17 protein-coding genes are annotated in these 19,369 nt (G+C 67.8%); 7 read left to right on the forward strand and 10 right to left on the reverse strand.

What is annotated here, in order from left to right:
• Window positions 1–40: 40 nt before the first annotated feature.
• On the reverse strand, window positions 41–298 hold the full coding sequence (locus JHD82_RS06350) for a GlsB/YeaQ/YmgE family stress response membrane protein (protein ID WP_012205794.1): 258 nt from the start codon (window positions 296–298) through the stop codon (window positions 41–43).
• Between the two features lie 162 nt (window positions 299–460).
• On the reverse strand, window positions 461–1,096 hold the full coding sequence (locus JHD82_RS06355; RefSeq protein WP_012205793.1) for a C40 family peptidase: 636 nt from the start codon (window positions 1,094–1,096) through the stop codon (window positions 461–463).
• A gap of 195 nt (window positions 1,097–1,291) precedes the next feature.
• On the opposite strand from JHD82_RS06355, the gene JHD82_RS06360 reads away from it, so the two are divergent.
• From JHD82_RS06360 to JHD82_RS06380, 5 genes are all read left to right on the forward strand, one after another.
• Window positions 1,292–1,894 carry an isochorismatase family protein gene (locus tag JHD82_RS06360; protein WP_012205792.1) on the forward strand — a complete coding sequence of 201 codons (603 nt, stop codon included), beginning with the start codon at window positions 1,292–1,294 and terminating at the stop codon, window positions 1,892–1,894.
• A gap of 189 nt (window positions 1,895–2,083) precedes the next feature.
• Window positions 2,084–2,755 (forward strand): outer membrane protein, encoded by a 672-nt coding sequence (locus JHD82_RS06365; protein WP_199135753.1) that lies wholly within the window; start codon window positions 2,084–2,086, stop codon window positions 2,753–2,755.
• A gap of 115 nt (window positions 2,756–2,870) precedes the next feature.
• Window positions 2,871–4,757 (forward strand): propionate--CoA ligase, encoded by a 1,887-nt coding sequence (locus JHD82_RS06370; RefSeq protein WP_199135754.1) that lies wholly within the window; start codon window positions 2,871–2,873, stop codon window positions 4,755–4,757.
• 166 nt (window positions 4,758–4,923) lie between these two features.
• Window positions 4,924–6,312, forward strand: coding sequence for a phosphomannomutase/phosphoglucomutase (locus tag JHD82_RS06375; protein WP_199135755.1), 1,389 nt, complete (start codon window positions 4,924–4,926; stop codon window positions 6,310–6,312).
• Window positions 6,313–6,327: 15 nt separating this feature from the next.
• Window positions 6,328–7,653: a 3-deoxy-D-manno-octulosonic acid transferase gene (locus JHD82_RS06380; RefSeq protein ID WP_199135756.1), complete on the forward strand. Its 1,326-nt coding sequence runs from the start codon at window positions 6,328–6,330 to the stop codon at window positions 7,651–7,653.
• Between the two features lie 39 nt (window positions 7,654–7,692).
• Here JHD82_RS06380 and JHD82_RS06385 read toward each other — a convergent pair whose 3' ends face one another.
• The 8 genes from JHD82_RS06385 to JHD82_RS06420 form a co-directional block, all read right to left on the reverse strand.
• On the reverse strand, window positions 7,693–9,117 hold the full coding sequence (locus tag JHD82_RS06385; protein ID WP_199135757.1) for a cell wall metabolism sensor histidine kinase WalK: 1,425 nt from the start codon (window positions 9,115–9,117) through the stop codon (window positions 7,693–7,695).
• A 2-nt stretch (window positions 9,118–9,119) separates the two neighbouring features.
• A complete protein-coding gene (locus JHD82_RS06390; RefSeq protein ID WP_013802240.1) occupies window positions 9,120–9,797 on the reverse strand; it encodes a response regulator in 678 nt (225 codons plus the stop codon).
• Between the two features lie 370 nt (window positions 9,798–10,167).
• A complete protein-coding gene (locus JHD82_RS06395) occupies window positions 10,168–11,643 on the reverse strand; it encodes a TolC family outer membrane protein (RefSeq protein WP_065346579.1) in 1,476 nt (491 codons plus the stop codon).
• Window positions 11,644–11,733: 90 nt separating this feature from the next.
• Window positions 11,734–12,081 (reverse strand): rhodanese-like domain-containing protein, encoded by a 348-nt coding sequence (locus JHD82_RS06400; RefSeq protein ID WP_012205782.1) that lies wholly within the window; start codon window positions 12,079–12,081, stop codon window positions 11,734–11,736.
• Window positions 12,082–12,158: 77 nt separating this feature from the next.
• Complete coding sequence (locus JHD82_RS06405) at window positions 12,159–12,869, reverse strand: protein-L-isoaspartate O-methyltransferase (RefSeq protein ID WP_012205781.1); 711 nt, start codon at window positions 12,867–12,869, stop codon at window positions 12,159–12,161.
• 43 nt (window positions 12,870–12,912) lie between these two features.
• The gene (locus JHD82_RS06410; RefSeq protein WP_199135758.1) at window positions 12,913–16,140 is read right to left on the reverse strand and encodes an efflux RND transporter permease subunit; all 3,228 of its coding nucleotides are present in this window, start codon (window positions 16,138–16,140) and stop codon (window positions 12,913–12,915) included.
• A 2-nt stretch (window positions 16,141–16,142) separates the two neighbouring features.
• Entirely contained in the window at window positions 16,143–17,375 is a 1,233-nt protein-coding gene (locus tag JHD82_RS06415) for an efflux RND transporter periplasmic adaptor subunit (RefSeq protein WP_199135759.1), read from the reverse strand.
• Window positions 17,372–18,070 carry a TetR/AcrR family transcriptional regulator gene (locus JHD82_RS06420; protein WP_013802244.1) on the reverse strand — a complete coding sequence of 233 codons (699 nt, stop codon included), beginning with the start codon at window positions 18,068–18,070 and terminating at the stop codon, window positions 17,372–17,374. The genes JHD82_RS06415 and JHD82_RS06420 overlap by 4 nt, the downstream gene beginning before the upstream one ends.
• A gap of 146 nt (window positions 18,071–18,216) precedes the next feature.
• On the opposite strand from JHD82_RS06420, the gene msrA reads away from it, so the two are divergent.
• Window positions 18,217–18,753: a peptide-methionine (S)-S-oxide reductase MsrA gene (gene msrA / locus JHD82_RS06425; protein WP_012205777.1), complete on the forward strand. Its 537-nt coding sequence runs from the start codon at window positions 18,217–18,219 to the stop codon at window positions 18,751–18,753.
• A gap of 114 nt (window positions 18,754–18,867) precedes the next feature.
• The gene (locus tag JHD82_RS06430; protein WP_233174642.1) at window positions 18,868–19,365 is read left to right on the forward strand and encodes a Fur family transcriptional regulator; all 498 of its coding nucleotides are present in this window, start codon (window positions 18,868–18,870) and stop codon (window positions 19,363–19,365) included.
• Window positions 19,366–19,369 lie beyond the last annotated feature (4 nt).

Genomic DNA, 19,369 nt, shown 5'->3' on the forward strand with positions numbered 1-19,369 from the left:
AAATGCGCCAGCCGGCGGATGCGGCTGGCGCGCAGGGTGGTCAGCGTGCGCTCTTGCTGCGAACCAGGCTGTAGATGAAGAGGATGACGATGGCGCCCACGATGGAGGCGATCCAGCCGGCGGGTTGCCCGGCCTCGTACCAGCCCATGGCGACACCGACGTAGCTGGCAAGAAACGATCCTGCCACGCCGAGCAGGATGGTCATGATCCAGCCAAGGCTGTCATCGCCGGGTTTGAGTGCCCGCGCCAGCAAGCCAACGACCAGGCCAACGATGAGGGTACCAATCAAGGACATCATGCTTTTCTCCGAACTGAAGCTTCCATGCCGCGACTCTAGGGCCCGGCACCGGGTGGCCCTGTCGGACAGCATCTCAACCTGGGACGAAGCCAGAGCAGGGCCCTGAAAAACAAAACGCCTGCATGTGCAGGCGTTTGTGGATTGGCGCAAAAGACGCTGCGATCACTGCAGCTGGCTTGCCTGCATCTGCAGGGCCAGAGCGGCCTTGCTGGCGTCAAGGCCCAGGCCGTCGGCATCCTGCACGCGGCGGGCGCCATCGAAGCGGCGAGCCCAGTACGCGCTTTGCATGCTTTCCACGCGAACCTGTGCACCGGTACGCGGTGCATGGATGAAGTTGCCGTCGCCGACATAGATGCCGACATGGCTGAAGGTGCGGCGCATGGTGTTGAAGAACACCAGATCACCGGGCTTGAGTTCGTTCTTGTCGATTTTTTCCGTGGCCTGTGCCTGCTGGTCAGCGCGGCGCGGCAGGACCTTGCCCAGGGTTTCGGAGTAGATGGCGCGGACGAAGCCGCTGCAGTCGAAGCCGGTCTCGGCACTGTTGCCGCCGCGGCGGTAGGGAACGCCGATGAAGCCCATGGCGGTCACGACCAGATCGGAGGTCTTTTCGGCGACGCTTTGTCGTGCTTCCTTGACGAAGTCGGAAGTGCGTTCCGCCATGTGATGGCGGGCTTCGCGCAGCTGCGAGATGAGGCTGCGGTTGACCAGCAGCTGGTTCATATCGTCGTCACGCATTTCGGGCGGAGCCGCGTGTGCCGTGACGCTGACAAACAGGAGTGCAATAAGCCATCGGGACATGGGGCGCGAGATTACCACGCAAAAACGTAGGACAAATTCGATAAGACCCCCGAAAGCCTGGGTTTTTGAGTTACCTCAGGAATCCGGGCTGCGCGGCAGGGAGCGCACGCAAGCTGCGACAATGGAAAGCTTTCCCTTTTGTCCTCTATAAGAAGGGCGGCCCGCGCCGCCCCATATTTCCAAGAAAGATCCGCCATGCTGCTTGAAGCCACCGACTCCCAGCTCGTACTCGTCGATTACCAGGAGCGCCTGATGCCGGCCATCTTCGAGGGACCGGCAGTTTTGGCCAATGCCGTGAAGCTGGCGCGCCTGGCGCAGCTGGTGGACGTACCGGTCTTCGGCACCGAGCAGAACCCCTCGCGCCTGGGCGCCAACGACGCCGAACTGCGCGCGCTGTGCGACCGGACCCTGTCCAAGATGCATTTCAGCGCCGTGGCCGAGGGCCTGGGCGAGTGGCTGCGTCCTCCTGCACGGCCCCAGGGCGGCAATGCACGCAGCCTGCCCAAGCACCTGCAAAAGCCCCAGCAGCAGGCGCCCGAGCGCAGCATGGTGGTGATTGCCGGCTGTGAAGCCCATGTCTGCCTGCTGCAGACGGCGCTGGAGCTGCTGGAAGATGAGTTCGATGTCTGGGTCGTCACCGACGCCTGCAGCTCGCGCACCGAGCGCAACCGCGATGCCGCCTTCGACCGCCTGGCCGGCGCGGGTGCCGAGCTGGTGACCACGGAGATGGTGGCCTTCGAGTGGCTGCGCAGCTGCGAGCATCCGGCCTTCAAGGATCTGCTTGCTCTGGTCAAGTAAGGCACGGGTTCCTGGTTCCGCCGTCTTGGGGCGCTCTTTGGAGCGCCTTTTTTCATGGTGGCCTGTCTGTTCTTGGGAGGCGGGCTGTCGCTGCACCGCGTAGTTCTACGGAGCTGCGTGCGTAGCCGGCCGAATAGGCGCGGGCAGGGCGTTTTTCTACAGTGGCGGCATTCCCCCAAGAGAGACTGTATGAAGCACGTTCTGACCTTCACCGCCCTGATCCTGACCGCCTCGGGCAGCGCTTTGGCTGCCGACAATTTCTATGGCGCCGTCCGCATCAACTCCGCCAACTACAAGGCCCACGACATGGACTCCAGCGCCCGCCCCGGGCTGGGGCAGTTCGTGCCTGGTGATGAAAGCCGCCGCGCTACAGACGGCTCTCTGGCCCTGGGCTATCAGCTCCCGTCGGACTGGCGTCTGGAAACCGAATACACCCTGCCCAGGAGCAACGAATTCACCAGCGGCTCCACGCGCTTTCCCACGAGCTTCAATCACCACAGCATTCGTTCTCAGCGCCTGATGATCAATGCGTACAAGGATTTCCCCCTGAACGCGCAGTTCTCCGTGTACGGCACGGCAGGCCTGGGCCTGGCTCACCTGCAGTCCAGCGGCTGGCAAGGCAATCCGAATCGCCAGTACTTCAGCGATTCCCAGAACAATCTGGCCTATGCGCTGGGCTTTGGCGTCAGCTACTCGCCGATTCAAAAGGTCAGCATCGACCTGGGCTACCGCTATGTGGGCATGGGCAAGACCCACAGCGGCGCCAACAACTTCACCAATGTCCGTGGCCTGCAGGATGAGCAGATGCGCGCCAAGCTGAGTTCCAGCGAGATCTCGGTCGGCCTGCGCTACAGCTTCTGAGTTTGAAGGGGCCTGTCTGCCCGCGCAGCGCGGAGTTGTCAGCTTTTGGCAAGCGCATTATGAATAATTATGAATTCAGAAGCCGCCAATCCATGACAACGACAGGAGACAGACAATGGCCCCGCGTTTCGACGATTTCCACCGCCGCTCCATCGAGGAGCGCGATGCCTTCTGGGCCGAGCAGGCCCGCCGCATCGACTGGCATGTGCCGCCCCAGCGCATATGCGACTACGACAATCCGCCGTTTGCACGGTGGTTTGTCGGGGGGCAGACCAATCTCTGCCACAACGCCGTGGACCGGCACCTGGCCGAGCGCCCCGACCAGAACGCGCTGATCGCCATCTCCACCGAGACCGGCACGGAAAAGGCCTACACCTACCGCGAACTGCATGCCGAGGTGCAGCGCATGGCCGCCGTGCTGCAGTCGCTGGGTGTGCAAAAGGGCGACCGCGTCCAGATCTACATGCCCATGATTGCCGAGGCGGCCTTTGCCATGCTGGCCTGCGCGCGGCTGGGTGCCATCCATTCGGTGGTGTTCGGCGGCTTTGCCTCGGCGGCGCTGGCCTCGCGCATCGACGATGCCGAGCCCAAGGTCATCGTCAGCGCCGATGCCGGTTCGCGCGGGGGGCGCGTCGTGGCCTACAAGCCTTTGCTGGACGAGGCGCTGCAGCTGGCCAGCCACAAGCCAGCGGCCGTGCTCATCGTGGACCGTGGCCTGGCGCCTGCGCCCATGCGCGCCGGCCGTGACCACGACTGGGCCAGCCTGCGTGCGCTGCACGCCGACGCCCAGGTCGCCTGCACCTGGGTGGAATCCACCGACCCCAGCTACACGCTCTACACCAGCGGCACCACGGGGCGCCCCAAGGGCGTGCAGCGCGATACGGGCGGCTACACTGTGGCGCTGGCCGCCAGCATGCCGCTGATCTTCGGGGCCGAGGCAGGGCAGACTTTTTTCTGCACCAGCGACATCGGCTGGGTCGTGGGCCACAGCTACATCATCTATGCGCCGCTGATCGCAGGCATGGCCACCGTGCTCTACGAGGGCGTGCCCATACGCCCCGACGCGGGCATCTGGTGGAGCATCGTGGAGAAGTACCGGGTCACCCACATGTTCTCGGCGCCCACGGCCATCCGCGTGCTCAAGAAGCACGATGCCGAGTACCTGCACCGCCACGATATCTCCAGCCTCAAGGCGCTGTGGCTGGCCGGCGAGCCGCTGGACGAGCCCACGGCGCAGTGGATCAGCCAGGCCCTGGGCAAGCCCATCATCGACAACTACTGGCAGACCGAGACCGGCTGGCCCATCCTCACGCTGTGCAACGGCGTGGAGCAGCAGACCACGCGCTTCGGCAGTCCCGGCAAGGCCGTCTATGGCTATGACGTGAAACTGATCGACGAGGCCACGGGCGAGGAACTGCTCGGCGCCGGGCAAAAGGGCGTGCTGGCCATCGAGGGACCGCTGCCGCCGGGCTGCATGCAGACCGTCTGGCGTGACGATCAGCGCTTCGTCAATACCTACTGGAAGAGCATTCCGGGCCGCATGGTCTACAGCACATTCGACTGGGGCATTCGCGACGAGGATGGCTACTTCTTCATCCTGGGCCGCACGGACGACGTGATCAACGTGGCCGGCCACCGCCTGGGCACGCGCGAGATCGAGGAATGCATCTCCGCCCACCCCCAGGTGGCCGAAGTCGCCGTGGTCGGCGTGGCCGATACGCTCAAGGGCCAGGTGGCGCTGGCCTTTGCCGTGCCCCGGACGGCGCTGGAGGGCGAGGCCGAGCGCGCGGCGCTGCAGGCCGATGTGATGAAGCTGGTCGATGCGCGGCTGGGCGCCGTGGCCCGGCCCTCGCGCGTGGTCTTCGTCAGTGCGCTGCCCAAGACGCGCAGCGGCAAGCTGCTGCGCCGCGCCATGCAGGCCGTGGCCGAGGGGCGCGACCCGGGCGACCTCAGCACCATGGAAGACCCGGCTGCGCTGGCCCAGGTGCAGCAGCAGTTGTGAGGCAGGGCGCGCGCCGCAACCGCTTGCGGCCGGGGTGATGTGCGCCGGTGCCCCTGCCTGCCGCGCCTACAAGCCTGCCGCGCCTACAATCGCGGCTTGGGCCGCAGCCGGGCCAGGTTCCGGGCTGCGGCGCCCTGTTTTCAACCGACGAGAAAGCGTTTTCGACGTGCAGGTCGCATCTTCCATCTTCAAAGCCTATGACATCCGCGGCATCGTGCCGTCCACGCTCAACGAGGAGGTCGCGCTTGGCGTGGGCCGCGCCTTCGGCATGGCGGCCCTGGCGGCCGGCGAGACCGTGGTGGCCGTGGGACGCGATGGCCGCCTGTCGGGACCTTCGCTGTCCGCGGCGCTGATCGCCGGCCTGACCGAGGTCGGCATCGAGGTGATCGACATCGGCCTGGCCACCACGCCCATGCTGTACTACGCGGCCAGCACACTGGCGCGCTCGGGCATCCAGGTCACGGGCAGCCACAACCCCAAGGATTACAACGGCTTCAAGATGGTGCTGGCCGGCCGCGCCATCTACGGCGAGGAAATCCAGGCGCTGCGCCGCCGTGTCGAGAGCGACGACTGGACGATCACGGGCATCGGCAGCGTGCGCCGCGCCGATGTGCAGGCCGACTACCAGGCGCGCATCGTGGGTGATGTGAAGCTGGCGCGCCCCATCAAGATCGTGGTGGACTGCGGCAACGGCGTGGCCGGGGCCTCGGCGCCCGGCATCTTCCGCGCCCTGGGCTGCGAGGTGATCGAGCTGTTCTCCGAAGTGGACGGTGAATTCCCCAACCACCATCCCGACCCCAGCAAGCCCGAGAACCTGCGCGACGTGATCGAGGCGCTGCGCACCTCGGACGCCGAGCTGGGCCTGGCCTTCGACGGTGACGGCGACCGCCTGGGCATCGTCACCAAGGACGGCCAGAACATCTTCCCCGACCGCCAGATGATGCTGTTTGCCAAGGACGTGCTCTCGCGCGTGCCGGGCGGCAGCATCGTCTACGACGTGAAATGCACGCAGCGCCTGGCGCCCGCCATCCGCGAGGCCGGGGGCGAGCCCGTGATGTTCAAGACCGGGCACTCCCTGGTCAAGGCCCGCATGAAGGAACTGGACGCGCCGCTGGGCGGCGAGATGAGCGGCCACATCTTCTTCAAGGAGCGCTGGTACGGCTTCGATGACGGCACCTACGCGGGCTGCCGCCTGCTGGAGATCGTCAGCCGCGAGGCCGACCCCAGCGCCTTGCTCAACGCGCTGCCCACCAGCTTCTCCACCCCTGAACTGAATGTGGCCTGCGCCGAGGGCGAGCCCCATCGCCTGGCCGCCGAACTGCAGGCCCTGGCCGCCGAGACCTTTGCCGCACCGGCCCAGGTCAGCACCATCGACGGCCTGCGCGTGGACTGGGCCGACGGCTTCGGCCTGATCCGCGCCAGCAACACCACGCCCGTGCTGGTGCTGCGCTTCGAGGGCCAGACCCAGGAGGCGCTGTCGCGCATCGAGGCGCAGATGCTGGCGCTGCTGGAGCGCGTCAAGCCCGGCGCGCAGGTTGGCGGCGCCGCGCACTGATTTGCGCGCCAGGCGATGACTTCACGCTCTCCCACGTCCTGGGCGCGCGCGCTGTACAGCGCCGTGACCTGGGCGGCGCAGCCGCTGCTGCGCCGCAAGCTGCTGCGCCGCGCCGAGGCCGAGCCCGTCTATGCCGAGCACATTCCCGAGCGCTTTGGCCGCTACCAGCCGGCCACGCTGGGGCAGGACGGACGCGGCCGGTGGATCTGGATCCATGCCGTATCGCTGGGCGAGACGCGCGCTGCCGCCATCTTGCTGACCGCGCTGCGCGAGCGCCTGCCCGGCATGCGCCTGCTGCTGACCCATGGCACGGCCACGGGCCGCACCGAAGGCCGCCGGCTGCTGCAGCCCGGCGACCTGCAGGTCTGGCAGCCCTGGGATACCCCAGCGGCCGTGCGCCGCTTCGTGCAGCAATTCAGGCCCGCGGTCGGCGTGCTCATGGAGACCGAAGTGTGGCCCAACCTGGTCGCCATCTGCCGCGAAGAAGGCGTGCCGCTGGCGTTGGCCAACGCGCGGCTCAGCGACAAATCGCTGGGCCAGGCGCTGCGCGTGGCGCCGCTGGCGCGGCCCACCTATGCCGCCCTGGCCGCCGCCTGGGCGCAGACCGAGGACGATGCCCGGCGCTTGCGCCTGCTGGGTGCGCCCGTGCGCGGCGTGCTCGGCAACCTGAAATTCGATGCGCGTCCGGACGCTGCGCTGCTGGAGCGCGCCCGGCAATGGAAGTCCGGCCTGTCCCGCCCTGTGGTGCTGCTGGCCAGCAGCCGCGAGGGCGAGGAGGCCATGCTGCTGTCCGCCCTGCGCACGCTGGGGCCGGCAGGCCGGGCCGTGCAATGGCTGGTCGTGCCGCGCCATCCGCAGCGCTTTGACGAAGTGGCGGCGCTGCTGGCTGGCGGCGGCCTGCATGTCTCGCGCCGCAGCCAGTGGGTGGGTGGCCCGCCCTGCGGGGCTGCGGCGGATGACATTGACATCTGGCTCGGTGATTCGCTGGGCGAGATGGCCCTGTACTACGGCCTGGCCGACGCCACGCTCATGGGCGGCAGCTTTGCGCCGCTGGGCGGCCAGAACCTCATCGAGGCCCTGGCCTGCGACTGCCCCGTGGTGCTGGGGCCGCATACCTTCAACTTCAGCGAAGCCTCGGATCTGGCCTGCGAAGCCGGCGCCGCGCTGCGGGCGCCCGACCTGGAGCACGGGCTGCGCCTGGCCGTGGACCTGGCCCGGGACCGACAGGCCCACGCCCATGCGGTGGCCCAGGCGCGCGGCTTCCTGGACCAGCACCGCGGGGCCGCACAGGCCACGGCGCAGGCGGTGGCCGGGCTGTTGCGGTCCCAACCGTTGCGCTGAGCACACTAGGTTTTCGGCTGGCGGTATCCGCAGGCCGAATCAGCCGGCGTCCTGCAGCACGGGCAGGCTCACACTCGCCAGCAGCCCGCCATCCTCCACACTGAGCAGCTCGATACTGCCGCCGTGACGCTCGGTCACGGTCCTGGCGATGGCCAGGCCCAGGCCGCTGCCGCTCTGGCTCTGGTCGGGTACGCGGAAGAAGCGGTCGAAGACACGCTGGCGCCAGGCCTCGGCGATGCCCGGGCCACGGTCGCGCACCTGGAGCACGGCCTGGTCGCCCTGGCGCTGCAGGCGCACGCTGATGGTGGCGTGCGCGGGGCTGTATTTGATGGCGTTGTCCACGAGGTTGTCGATCAGCGAGACCAGGCCTTCGCGTTCGCCCATCACGCTCAGTGGCTCGCTGGCTTCCAGGGCCAGTTCCACCGGGCGCCGGCAGGCCAGGGCGTCGAGTGCGGCGAGCCGGTCTTCCAGCAGCAGGTCCAGGCGCAGCGGCTGCATGGCCATGCCGGGCGCCTCGGTCTCGCTGCGCATGAGTTGCAGCAGCTGGGCCACCATGCGGCTGGCGCGCTGGTTGCTGCGCAGCAGGCTGTCCATGAGTTCCTGCTGGCGCGGTTCGCTGCCAAGGCGCAGCAGGGCCTCGACGTTGACGTGCATGGCGGCCAGCGGCGTGCGCAGTTCGTGGGCTGCATCGGCGATGAGGTTGCGCTCGCGCTCGCTGCTGGAGCGCACGCGGGCCAGCAGGGCGTTGATGTCCTGCACCAGCGGCCGCAGCTCGGCGTGTGGCGGCGCATAGGTGAGCGCGCTGAGGTCGTCGGGGCCGCGTGTGGCCAGCTCGTCGCCCACGCGGCGCAGCGGGCGCAGCGCCGCGCGCACCGACCACCAGGCCGGAAAGGCCAGGAAGGGCAGGCTGATCAGCAGCGGCAGCAGGTAATAGCTGCGGGTGTTGAGGGTGATCAGCAGTTCCTTGAAGGACGGCAGCATCAGCGTGACTTCGGTCTGGCCCGAGGCCGAGCGCAGCGTGCTCATGCGCCAGGTCTGCCCTTCGAAATCTATGTCCTCGACCGTGTCCAGCACGCGGTTGCGCAGGGTGGGTGCCGGCGTGGGCGAGCGGTACAGGAGCTGGCCGCGCTGCCAGACCAGCAGCGTGGGCGTGAAGCGGATGTCGTCGTCTCCGTCGCCGTACTCATGGCGCAGGGCGGTGTCCAGCGCGGCCAGGCTGTGCTGCTGGCGGTCCGGAAGGTCGGCCAGGTCCTCGGCCACAGCCATGACGAGTTCGTAGACAGGCTTGCTGACGAGCAATTCATTGTGGAAGTGGGCCATGTAGATGGCTGCCACCAGCAACGCGGTCCAGATCGCGGTGAGCACGCCCATCTGGGCCAGCAGCATCCGCCGGCCCAGTGTGGGCCGCAGCCAGCGGCGCCATCTCGGGCTGGCCTGTTGCCCCTGCAGGGTGTGCGATGTCATGGTCAGGACAGGGGTGCCATCGGCTGCGAGTCGATGACATAGCCAATGCCGCGCACCGTGCGTATGAAGCCCGGCCCGATCTTGCGGCGCAGGTTGGAGACATGCACTTCCAGGGCATTGCTGCCGTTGGCGCTGCCGCCCGGGATGACTTCCTCCTCGATGCCGCTGCGCGTGACCACGCGGTCCATGCGCCGCAGCAGCAGGGCCAGCAGGTCGAATTCGCAGCGGGACAGCTCGACGTTCTGGCCTGCAACGCTGACACGGCGCGTGGGCTCGTGCAGCGACAGGCCGCGCAGATGCAGCGTTCCGTCGCCCTGCCCATAGCTGCGGCGTGCCAGGGCGCGCACGCGTGACACCAGTTCGGCAAGGGCAAAGGGCTTGACCAGATAGTCATCGGCGCCGCTGTCCAGGCCGTGCAGCCGGTCGTGCAGGCTGTCGCGTGCGCTCAGGATCAGCACGGGCAGGCGGCGCCATTCGCGGCGCAGGCGAGTGAGCAGGCTGATGCCGTCGCCATCGGGCAGGCCCAGGTCCAGCAGCACCATCTCGAAGCTTTGCTGCTCCAGCGTGCGCAGCGCATCGGACAGGCGGCGTACCCAGACCACGTCCATGGCGTGATCGCCCAATGCGATGCGCACGCCATTGCCCAGATCCAGATCGTCCTCCACCAGCAGCAGTCTCATCGTGTGTTTCCTGTGCCGCTCCCATGCCGCGGACCGGCGCCTGCGAGAGGGCTGCCGCGAGTATCGGTCAAGGCGGGGACGAAGCGCTTCAGCATCCCTTCAGGAAAGCCGGGGCAGGTCTTCAGGCTGGTTTGCCACAGTGGCCCGCTCGACAACTCCCACGAAGGCAAGGCGCGCATGCCAAGACTCTCCCGCTGTTCCTTGCTGAGCCGTCTGGCGGTGCTGTGCGCGCTGGCTGCCTGGATGCTGGTCGTGGCGGGTTTGCGTGCCTCGGCTTTGCCAGAGCACAGGACTGCTGCGCCAGGCGCGCGGCCTGCGGCGGCCGGGCATCAGCCCGGGGCACTGACGGCCGTGCGGGCGCTTCAGGGATTCAAGGGGCTGGCGCGCGGAGCGACAGCGCATCGATGGCGCGCAGGTCGTCGTCGCTGAGCGTGCCGGCGGCCTGGCGCAGCTTGAGCTGGCCCAGCAGCACCTGGTAGCGCGCCAGGGCCAGGTCGCGCTGGGTCTGGTAGAGCTGGCTTTGCGCGTTGAGCACGTCGATGTTGATGCGCACGCCGACCTCGTAGCCGAGCTTGTTGGCGTCCAGCGCGCTCTGGCTGGACGCCAGCGCGGCCTCCAGCGCCTTGACCTGGGCCTGGCCCGACTGCACGCCGAAGAAGGCCGTGCGCGTGCTCTGCTCCACGTTGCGCTGGGCGTCGTCCAACTGTGCGCGCGCCTTGTCTTCCAGCGCCAGGGTTTCCTTGATGCGGTTTTGCACGGCAAAGCCGGCGAACAGGGGCAGGTTCATGACCACGCCCACGCTGGCGGCATTGGTGCGGTAGCTGGTGCCGATCTGCGGTGTGACCGAGCCATTGGGATAGCGGTTGACCACGTAGCCGGCCTGCAGGTCCACGGTGGGCTTGTGGCCGGCCTCGGCTTTCTTCGTTTCCAGCTGGGCAATGTCCAGCGCCAGGCGGGCCTGGCGCAGCTGGGGCTGGCCTTGCAGTGCGGTGTCCACCCAGGACTGGGCATCGGCGGGCATCAGGGCCGGCAACTGCAGCGGCTGGGCCAGGGGGCGGGGCACGGTGCCCACGGCGCCAACGATCTGGTCCAGCACCAGGCGCTTGACGCGCAGGTCGTTCTCGGCGGCGATTTCCTGCGCGCCGGCCAGGTCGAACCGGGCCTGGGCTTCGCGCGAGTCGGTGATGGTGGCCGTGCCGACCTCGAAGTTGCGCTTGGCGAATTCCAGCTGCTGTGCAATGGCGGCCTTCTGTGCCTTGACCACGGCCAGGCTGTCCTGGGCGCCGAGGACATCGAAGTAGGCCTGGGCCACGCGCACCAGCAGGTTCTGCTCGCCGCTGTCCAACTGGGCGCGCGCCACGTCCACGCCGCGCTGGCCCTGGTCATAGGCGATCTTGTTGGCCGGGCGGTACAGCGGCTGCTGGGCGCTGAGCTGCAGGTTCTGCTGGGGCGAGCGAAAGCTCCCCGGCAGCACGCTGACTTCCACATGCGAGGTGTTGGCACCGGCCTGCAGACCCACGCTGGGCAACAGGCCCGAGCGTGCCTGCTCGGCGCGGCTGGCGGCGGCCTGGGCGTCGGCCTGCTGGGCCTGCCACTGGGCGTCGTAGCCGCGGGCCTTGGCCACCAGTTCGGACAGGTTCTGGCCCGTGGCCGCTGAGGCTGTCAGAGAGGGCAGGGCAGACTGCGGGGCCGCAGGGGCGGGCGCAAGGACGGCTGGGGCAGGAGCCTGTGCCAGGGCCGAGCCCATGCCGGCCGCGCACAGCAGCAAGGCCATGTGGCGCAGTGGCCAGGCGTATGGGCGGGTCAGGGCGGAAGCGACAGGGGCAAGGGGCCGAAGCAGGGGCATAGAGGTCCTCGAATCAAAACACAGTCGTCACGAAGCACCGGGGACGGCGGGTGTACCGCCGTGTCCCGGGTTTCTTTTGCGTGTTGCCGCTCAGTAGCGCGGCACGCCTGGGTCGCGCTCGCGCGACCAGGCATCGATGCCTCCGCTGATATTGGCCACGGTCTCGAAGCCGTTGTTCATCAGGAAGGCAGCGACATGCATGCTGCGTGCGCCGTGATGGCACAGGCAGGCTGTGGGGTGATCCGGATCGAGTTCCTGCAGGCGAGAGGGAATCTCGCCCATGGGGATGCAGCGCAGCTCAAAGCCCTCGGGGCGTACGCTGGCCTGGGCCACTTCCCAGGGCTCGCGCACGTCCAGCACCAGGGGCAGGGCATCGGAGCCGCTGGAGTGCTGGTTCAGCCAATCGTTGAGTTGCGCGGGAGGCACTTGGGGAAGCATCGGAAAGATCCTTGCGGAATGGAGTGGAGTTGCCGCAGCGGCCGAAATCCTCTGGACCCCGGCCGCCGTGGCGGATTTCAGAACGTGAAGCGCGAAGGCTCTTCGAAGTTGGCCAGGCGTGCGGTCACCACGTCCCAAGGCTGGCTGGTTTCGAACTGGTGGCCGTTCTTTTGCACCAGCGTGAAACGCATCATGGGCAGTTGGCCGACGATGGCTGCCAGGCGGCCGCCGTCGTTGAGCTGGGCCAGCAGGGCCTGCGGCACCTGGGCGACCGAGCCGCTGAGCACGATGGCGTCGAACTGGCCCAGGGCGGCCGCTGCCGTGGCGCCATCGGCCAGCTTGACCTCGGCATTGGTGATGCCGGCGCCCAGCAGGTTCTCGCGGGCCATCTCGGCCAGCTCGGGCACGATCTCCAGTGTCACGACTTCCTTGGCCTGGGCGGCCAGCAGGGCGGCCATGTAGCCCGAGCCGGCGCCGATTTCCAGCACGCGGTCGGTGGGCTTGATCTTCAGGTCCTGCAGCATGCGGGACTCGATGCGCGGGGCCAGCATGCACCAGCCCTTGGCGGCGGCTTCCTCGGCCGGGGCGACCAGGGGGATTTCCAGGTCCATGAAGGCCAGGCCGGCATGCTCGGGCGGCACGAAATTCTCGCGGTGCACCTTGCCCAGCAGCGCCAGCACTTCTTCATCAAGCACGTTCCAGGGACGGATCTGTTGCTCGATCATGTTGTAGCGCGCGTGCGCTTGGGCGCTGTGGTGTTCGGGCAGGCTGTTCAGGGGCAGGCTCATGGGGTATCTCCGGAGAAAGACTTGTCAGGACAAACCTTTGATTCTACGAGTCTCGCGGCGGGGTGGGGGCGCTGGCGGCGCCTTGGCCGGGTGCCGCGTCGTGCCGGTTGCCGTTCCACAGGCGCCGCAGCCACTGGGAGAAGTCGTCAAGGTAGCAATAGACCACGGGCACGACCACCAGAGTCAGCAGCGACGAGGTGACCACGCCGCCGATCACCGACTGGCCCATGGGCGCGCGCTGCTCGGAGCCTTCGCTGAGTGCGAAGGCCAGCGGCACCATGCCGAAGATCATGGCCAGCGTGGTCATCAGAATGGGGCGCAGCCGCACGCGTGCTGCCAGCAGCAGGGCCTGCTCGCGCGGCAGGCCGTCGCGGATCTGGCCGGTGTCCGGGTCGCTGTGCGGCCCGCGCGCGCGGATGGCGAAGTCCACCAGCAAGATGGCGTTCTTGGTGACCAGTCCCATGAGCATGACCACGCCGATGATGGAGAACATGGACAGGGCCGAGCCGAACATCATCAGCGCCAGCACCACGCCGATCAGCGTCAGCGGCAGCGAGGTCATCAGCGCCAGCGGCTGCAGGAAGCTCTTGAACTGGCTGGCCAGGATCATGTAGATGAAGATGATGGCCAGCGCCAGGGCGGACACCGCATAGCCGAACGATTCGTTCATGCTCTTGGTGGCGCCGCTGAACTGCGTGCGGTAGCCGGGCGGCAGGGCGATGTCGGCCAGGGCATTGCGGATGTCGGCCGAGACCTCGCCGCTGGAGCGCAGGTAGACGTTGCCGCTGAAGGCGACCTCGCGCGTCATGTCGCGGCGGTTGATCTGGCTGGGGCCGGTGGCGGGCGTGACGGTGGCCACCTGGTTCAGCCGCACGATGCGCATGCCGCCGTCGCCCGAGGTGGAGGGCAGGGCGAAGGGCAGGCGCTCCAGGTCCTGGGGCGTGCTGCGCGACTCGGGCGCCAGGCGCACCTTGACGTCATAGGTCTGGTCGTCGCTGGCGCGCCAGTTGCCCACGGTCTGGCCGGCCACCCAGGTGCGCAGCGCCGCTGCCATGGAGCCTACCGACAGGCCCAGGTCGGCGGCCGCATCGCGCCGCACGGTGATGTCGATCACGGGCTTGTCGGGCTTGAGGCTGCTGTCCAGGTCCACCAGTCCGGGAATGCCGCGCAGGCGTTCCATCACCACGCGGTTCAGGCGCTCCAGCTCGCCCAGGTCCGGGCCCTGCAGCGAGAATTCGACCTGTTTTTGCCCGCCCACGGGCTCGCGCTGGCCCACATGGGTGACGTTGATGCCGGGCACGCTCTGCAGCTGCTCGCGCAGCACGCCCGAGAGTTCATCGCCGCTGCGCTGGCGCAGGTGGCGGTCCAGCAGGCGGATGTAGATGCTGGCGTATATCTTGCCCTGGGCCGTGCCGGTGTTGATGGTGGCCAGCGTGTAGCGGACCTCGGGCAGGGCGCGGATGATGGCATCGACCTGGCGAGCCTTGGCCTCCGTGGCCTCGATGGACGAGCCCACGGGCGTGTTGAAGCTCACCGTGGTTTCCGAGAAATCGGCCTTGGGCACGAATTCCGTGCCCAGCAGCGGCACCAGGAAGATGCTGGCCACGAAGATGGCCAGCGCCGCCGCCAGCGTGGTGATCTTGTGGCGCAGCGCCCAGCCCAGCACGTCCTGGTAGACGTGGGACAGCGAGTCGGTGGCGCGCTCGAACCAGGCCGTGACCCGACCCAGCGTGCGGTCGTAGAGGCTGTTGCCGCGCTTGTCGCCATGGGCGTGGATGGTCGGGTCATGCCAGACGCTGGAGAGCATGGGGTCCAGCGTGAAGCTCACGAACATGGAGATCATCACGGCCGCCACGATGGTGATGCCGAATTCGTGGAAGAACTTGCCGATGATGCCGCCCATGAAGCCGATGGGCAGGAACACCGCCACGATGGACAGCGTGGTGGCCAGCACGGCCAGGCCGATCTCCTGCGTGCCGTCCAGCGCGGCCGCATGCGCGTCCTTGCCCATCTGCACGTGGCGCACGATGTTCTCGCGCACCACGATGGCGTCGTCGATCAGCAGGCCCACGCACAGCGACAGCGCCATCAGCGTGATCATGTTGATCGAGAAGCCGAACCAGTACATGAACAAAAAGGTGCCGATCAGCGCAATGGGCAGCGTCAGCCCCGTGATCACCGTGGAGCGCCAGGAGTTCAGGAACAGGAAGACGATGAGCACCGTCAGTGCCGCGCCCTCGATCAGCGTCTGGCGCACGTTGTTGACGGCCACGCGGATGGGGCGGGCGCTGTCGGCAATCGGCTCCAGCCGCACGCCGGCCGGCACTTCGGCGGCGATCTCGCGCAGCGTGGCGTTCAGGCCGTCCACGACTTCGATGGTGTTCTCGTCCTGGGCTTTTTGCACGGACAGCAGCAGGGTGCGGCTGCTGTTGTACAGGGCCACGGTCTCCAACTCGCCCGCGCCGTCCTGCACGCGGGCCAGCTGGCCCAGCCGCACGGGCGCGCCGCCGCGCTGGGCGACGATGATGCGCTCGAAGTCCTGCGGGCGCTTCATGCGTGCGTCGATCTGCACCACGCGCTCCTGCTCGCGCGAGCGGATGGCGCCCAGCGGCAGGTCCTGGTTCTCGCTGCGCACGGCGTTCACGATCTGGTCGGGCGTGATGGCATAGGCTTCCAGCGCCTCGGGCTGCAGGTAGATGTTGATCTCGCGCGGGGTGGCGCCCACCAGGTTGACGGCGCCCACGCCGCGCACGTTCTCCAGCCGCTTCTTGAGGACCTGGTCGGCCCAGCTGGTCAGCGCGACGGCATCGGGCGCCTTGGCGCCGGCATCGGCCTGGGGCAGCACGGCCACGGACCAGATGGGCGAGCTGGCCGGATCGAAGCGCAGCACGCGCGGCTCCTTGACCTCGTCGCGCAGGGTGGGGCGCACCGAGGCCACCTTCTCGCGCACGTCCTCGGCAGCGCGGCGGCCATCGACATGCAACTGGAATTCGATGATGACGACGCTGGTGCTCTCATAGCTGCGCGAGGTCAGCGCGTTGATACCGGCAATGGAGTTGACGCCTTCCTCGATCTTCTTGGTGACCTCGGACTCCACGATCTCGGGCGAGGCACCCGGATAGTCCACCGTGACCACGACCACGGGGAAGTCCACATTCGGGAACTGGTCCACCTTGAGTCGCTGGTAGGAAAACACACCCAGCACCATGAGGGCCAGCATGAGCATGGTGGCGAACACAGGGTTGGCCAGGCTGACGCGCGTGAACCACATGGTCAGCGGGCTCCGGGGGCTGGCGCAGCCTGGGGCTGCTGCATTTGCTGCATCTGCACCGCCGTGCCTGCGCGCAGGCCGCCCACACTGCCGGCCAGCACCCGGTCACCGGCCTGCAGGCCGCTGGACACGGCAATCCAGGTGGCGCCATCCTGCGCGCTCTGGCTGCCCAGCGTGACCGGGCGGTGCTGCACGCGCAGCAGGCTCATGTCCGCTTCGGACTCGCCCGCAGGCTGCAGCAACTGCACATAGGGCTGGGGCTGGTCGGTGCGCACGGCGGTCAAGGGCACGGCCAACTGTTCGGTCTGCCCCGTGACAATGCTGCCCTGCAGGTACAGGCCCGGGCGCACGATGGGGATGGATCTGCCGGCGGCGCCTGCGTTGACCGGTGCAGCCTGCACGCGCAGATAGACGGCCACGCTGCGCGAACCTGCCTGGGCGCTGGGGTTGATTCGCACCACGCGCGCGGGCACGGCGGCCACATCGTCGCCCGCGCCCTGGACCTGCAACTGGGCTTGCTGGCCGACCTGCACGCGCACCGAATCGGCGGGCGCCAGCTGGGCCACGACTTCGAGGTCGGACGGATCGACGATCTCCAGCACCCGCGTTTCCACGCCCACGCGCTCGCCGTCCTGCACCAGGCGCTGTGAAACCTGGCCGTCCATGGGACTGCGCAGCACGCTGTCGGTCACGCTCTTGCGGGCCACATCGGCGGCGGCCTGGGCGGCGGCCAGGTTGGCGCGTGCGGCGTCGAGGTTGGATTGGGAGGTGGCCAGCGCCGTGGTCGAGATGAAGCCTTGCGTGACCAGGGCCTGGTTGTTGTCGTGCTGGCGCTGGGATAGCTGCAGCTGCGCCTGGGCCGCATCGGCCTGCTGGCGGGTCTGGCGCCAGCGGGCCTCGACCTCGGTGGCGTCCACGCGGGCCAGTTCCTGGCCCTTGCGCACGCTGTCGCCCTCGCGCACCTGCAGGCCGCGCAGCTCGCCGGCCACATAGGCCTTGACCACGGCGCTGCGCACGGCCTGCACCACGCCGCTGACGGGCACGGTCAATTGCAGCTGGCGCGGCTGCAGCGGCACCACTTCCTGCGGACCCACGCGCACCGGCATCTCGCGCGGCTGGGTGGCTGCGGCGATGGCGCTTTGCTTGCTGTGCCGGGTGGATGCGGCGCGCCATACGCTGGCGCCGATGGCGATCAATAAGGCCAGGCCGATCAGCCAGCCGGTGCGACGCTTCATGGTGTGGGCGGGGAGGAGGGTGGTGTGGTGGCTGCAAGGGGCTGGCACATGCCATGCAGCAGGTAGTCGATCTGGGATTCCAGAAACTGCTCGGGATCGAAGTCGCCATGGGGCAGGCAGCCGCCCAGCGAATGCTTCCAGATCATCAGAAACATCATCGGGGCGACCACGCAGTGCACGGACAGGTCCAGATCCATGGGCCGGAACTCGCCGCGCTCGACGCCGCGCTGCAGGATGCGCCGGATCAGCTCATGGCCTGGAAGAACCACTTCCTGATGGTAGAACTGAGACAGCTCGGGAAAATTGCCCGCCTCGCTGAGCATGAGCTTGGTGATGCCCGACGCCTTGGTGCTGCCGATGCGTTCCCACCAGGACTTGAAGCAGTAGCGCAGCAGATCGGTTGAAGGCGCGCAGTAGTTGTCGAGCTCTTCGCTCCACTCGCCGAAGCGGCCCGCGATGCTGTGGCGCACCACGGCCTTGAAAAGCTCCTGCTTGCTCGCGAAATAGAGGAAGAGCGTGCCCTTGGAGACCCCGGCGCGGGCGGCGACTTCTTCGACGCGGGTGGCGGCGTAGCCCTTTTCCACGAAGAGGTCGAGCGCCGCTTCCAGCAACTCGCCGGGACGCTCCTGCTTGCGGCGGCTGCGCTTTCCGGAGGGCTCGGCGGGGGCGGGTGAAGAGGCGGGGGAGTCGGTCACGGAAAATTAATGACTGATGGGTTAGTTATCGTAACCGCAGAACCGTTCGTCGTCACCTGGCTTGTGCATGGGCTAACCTGTAGGAGCGACGGCCCGCATGCATTGCGTGTGGTCATTTTTTCGATTTCTTCACAGAAAAGGCGCATATGGCGACTGAAACCATTTATCTGGGCGGCGGCTGTTTCTGGTGCACCGAAGCCGTTTTCGACCGCGTGCGCGGCGTGAGCGACGTGCAAAGCGGCTACGCCAATGGCGATCTGGACGATCCCAGCTACGAAGACATCTGCACCGGGCAGACCGGCCATGCCGAGGTCATCCGCGTGCAGTTCGATCCCGCCGTGATCCCGCTGCGCGACCTGCTCACCGTGTTCTTCGGCACGCACGACCCGACCACGCTCAACCGCCAGGGCAATGATGTGGGCACGCAGTACCGCAGCGGCATCTACACCACGAATGAGCAACAGGCCGAAGTGGCGCGCACGCTGATTTCCGAACTCACGCAGGCCGGCGCCTACGACGCGCCCATCGTCACCGAGGTGCAGCCCCTGGCCAGCTACTGGCCGGCAGAGGACTATCACCAGGACTACTTCCTCAACCATCCCAACCAGGGCTACTGCGCCTTTGTCGTGGGGCCCAAGGTGCAGAAGTTCCGGGGCGCCTTTGCGCGCTGGGTCAAGCCCTGAGCGGGTGGCGGCGCGTGATGTAAGCGGTTGTGATTCGCAGGCATAATGCAACCCGGTTGCGATAGTGCCGCCTGGCTGCCCTGCCGTGTTCAGCGGCCTGACCTTTGATCACCCATGTCCTTGCCGACCCCCACTTCCCTGCCCATACCTGCCGGCATGCGTTCGACGCGTGCCACGCGGGCCGTGCTGGCGATGTGGGAGTCGCGGGCCGACGCACTCCTGAGCGAAGCCGATGTGGAAGCGGCTCTGCACGCCCAGGGCGTGCAGGTCAACCGCGTCACCGTCTACCGGCTGCTGGACCGCCTGGCGGCAGCCGGTGTGTTGCGCCGCAGCGTGGATGCTGCCCGCGTGGCCCGCTACGGCCGGTCCGTGCCGGGCGCAGGCAGGCAGGCCGATGCCGCTGCGCATTTCGAATGCGCGGACTGCCACAGCGCTTTTCGGCTGGGCGGCGAGGGCGGTGGGGGCGGCGAGCCGCTGCAGGCCGCTTTGCTGCAGCTGCACCAGGCGCTGGCCGCCAGTGGCCTGCAGGGCCGGGCCATCGATGTGGCGGTGACAGGGCTGTGCCAGGACTGCAGCAGTGCAGGGCCATCCCGAAATACCCCGTCCGCCTGAAGTG

The organism is Delftia sp. ASV31, from assembly GCF_016428765.1.
GTDB classification, from domain to species: Bacteria; Pseudomonadota; Gammaproteobacteria; order Burkholderiales; family Burkholderiaceae_C; genus Comamonas; species Comamonas acidovorans.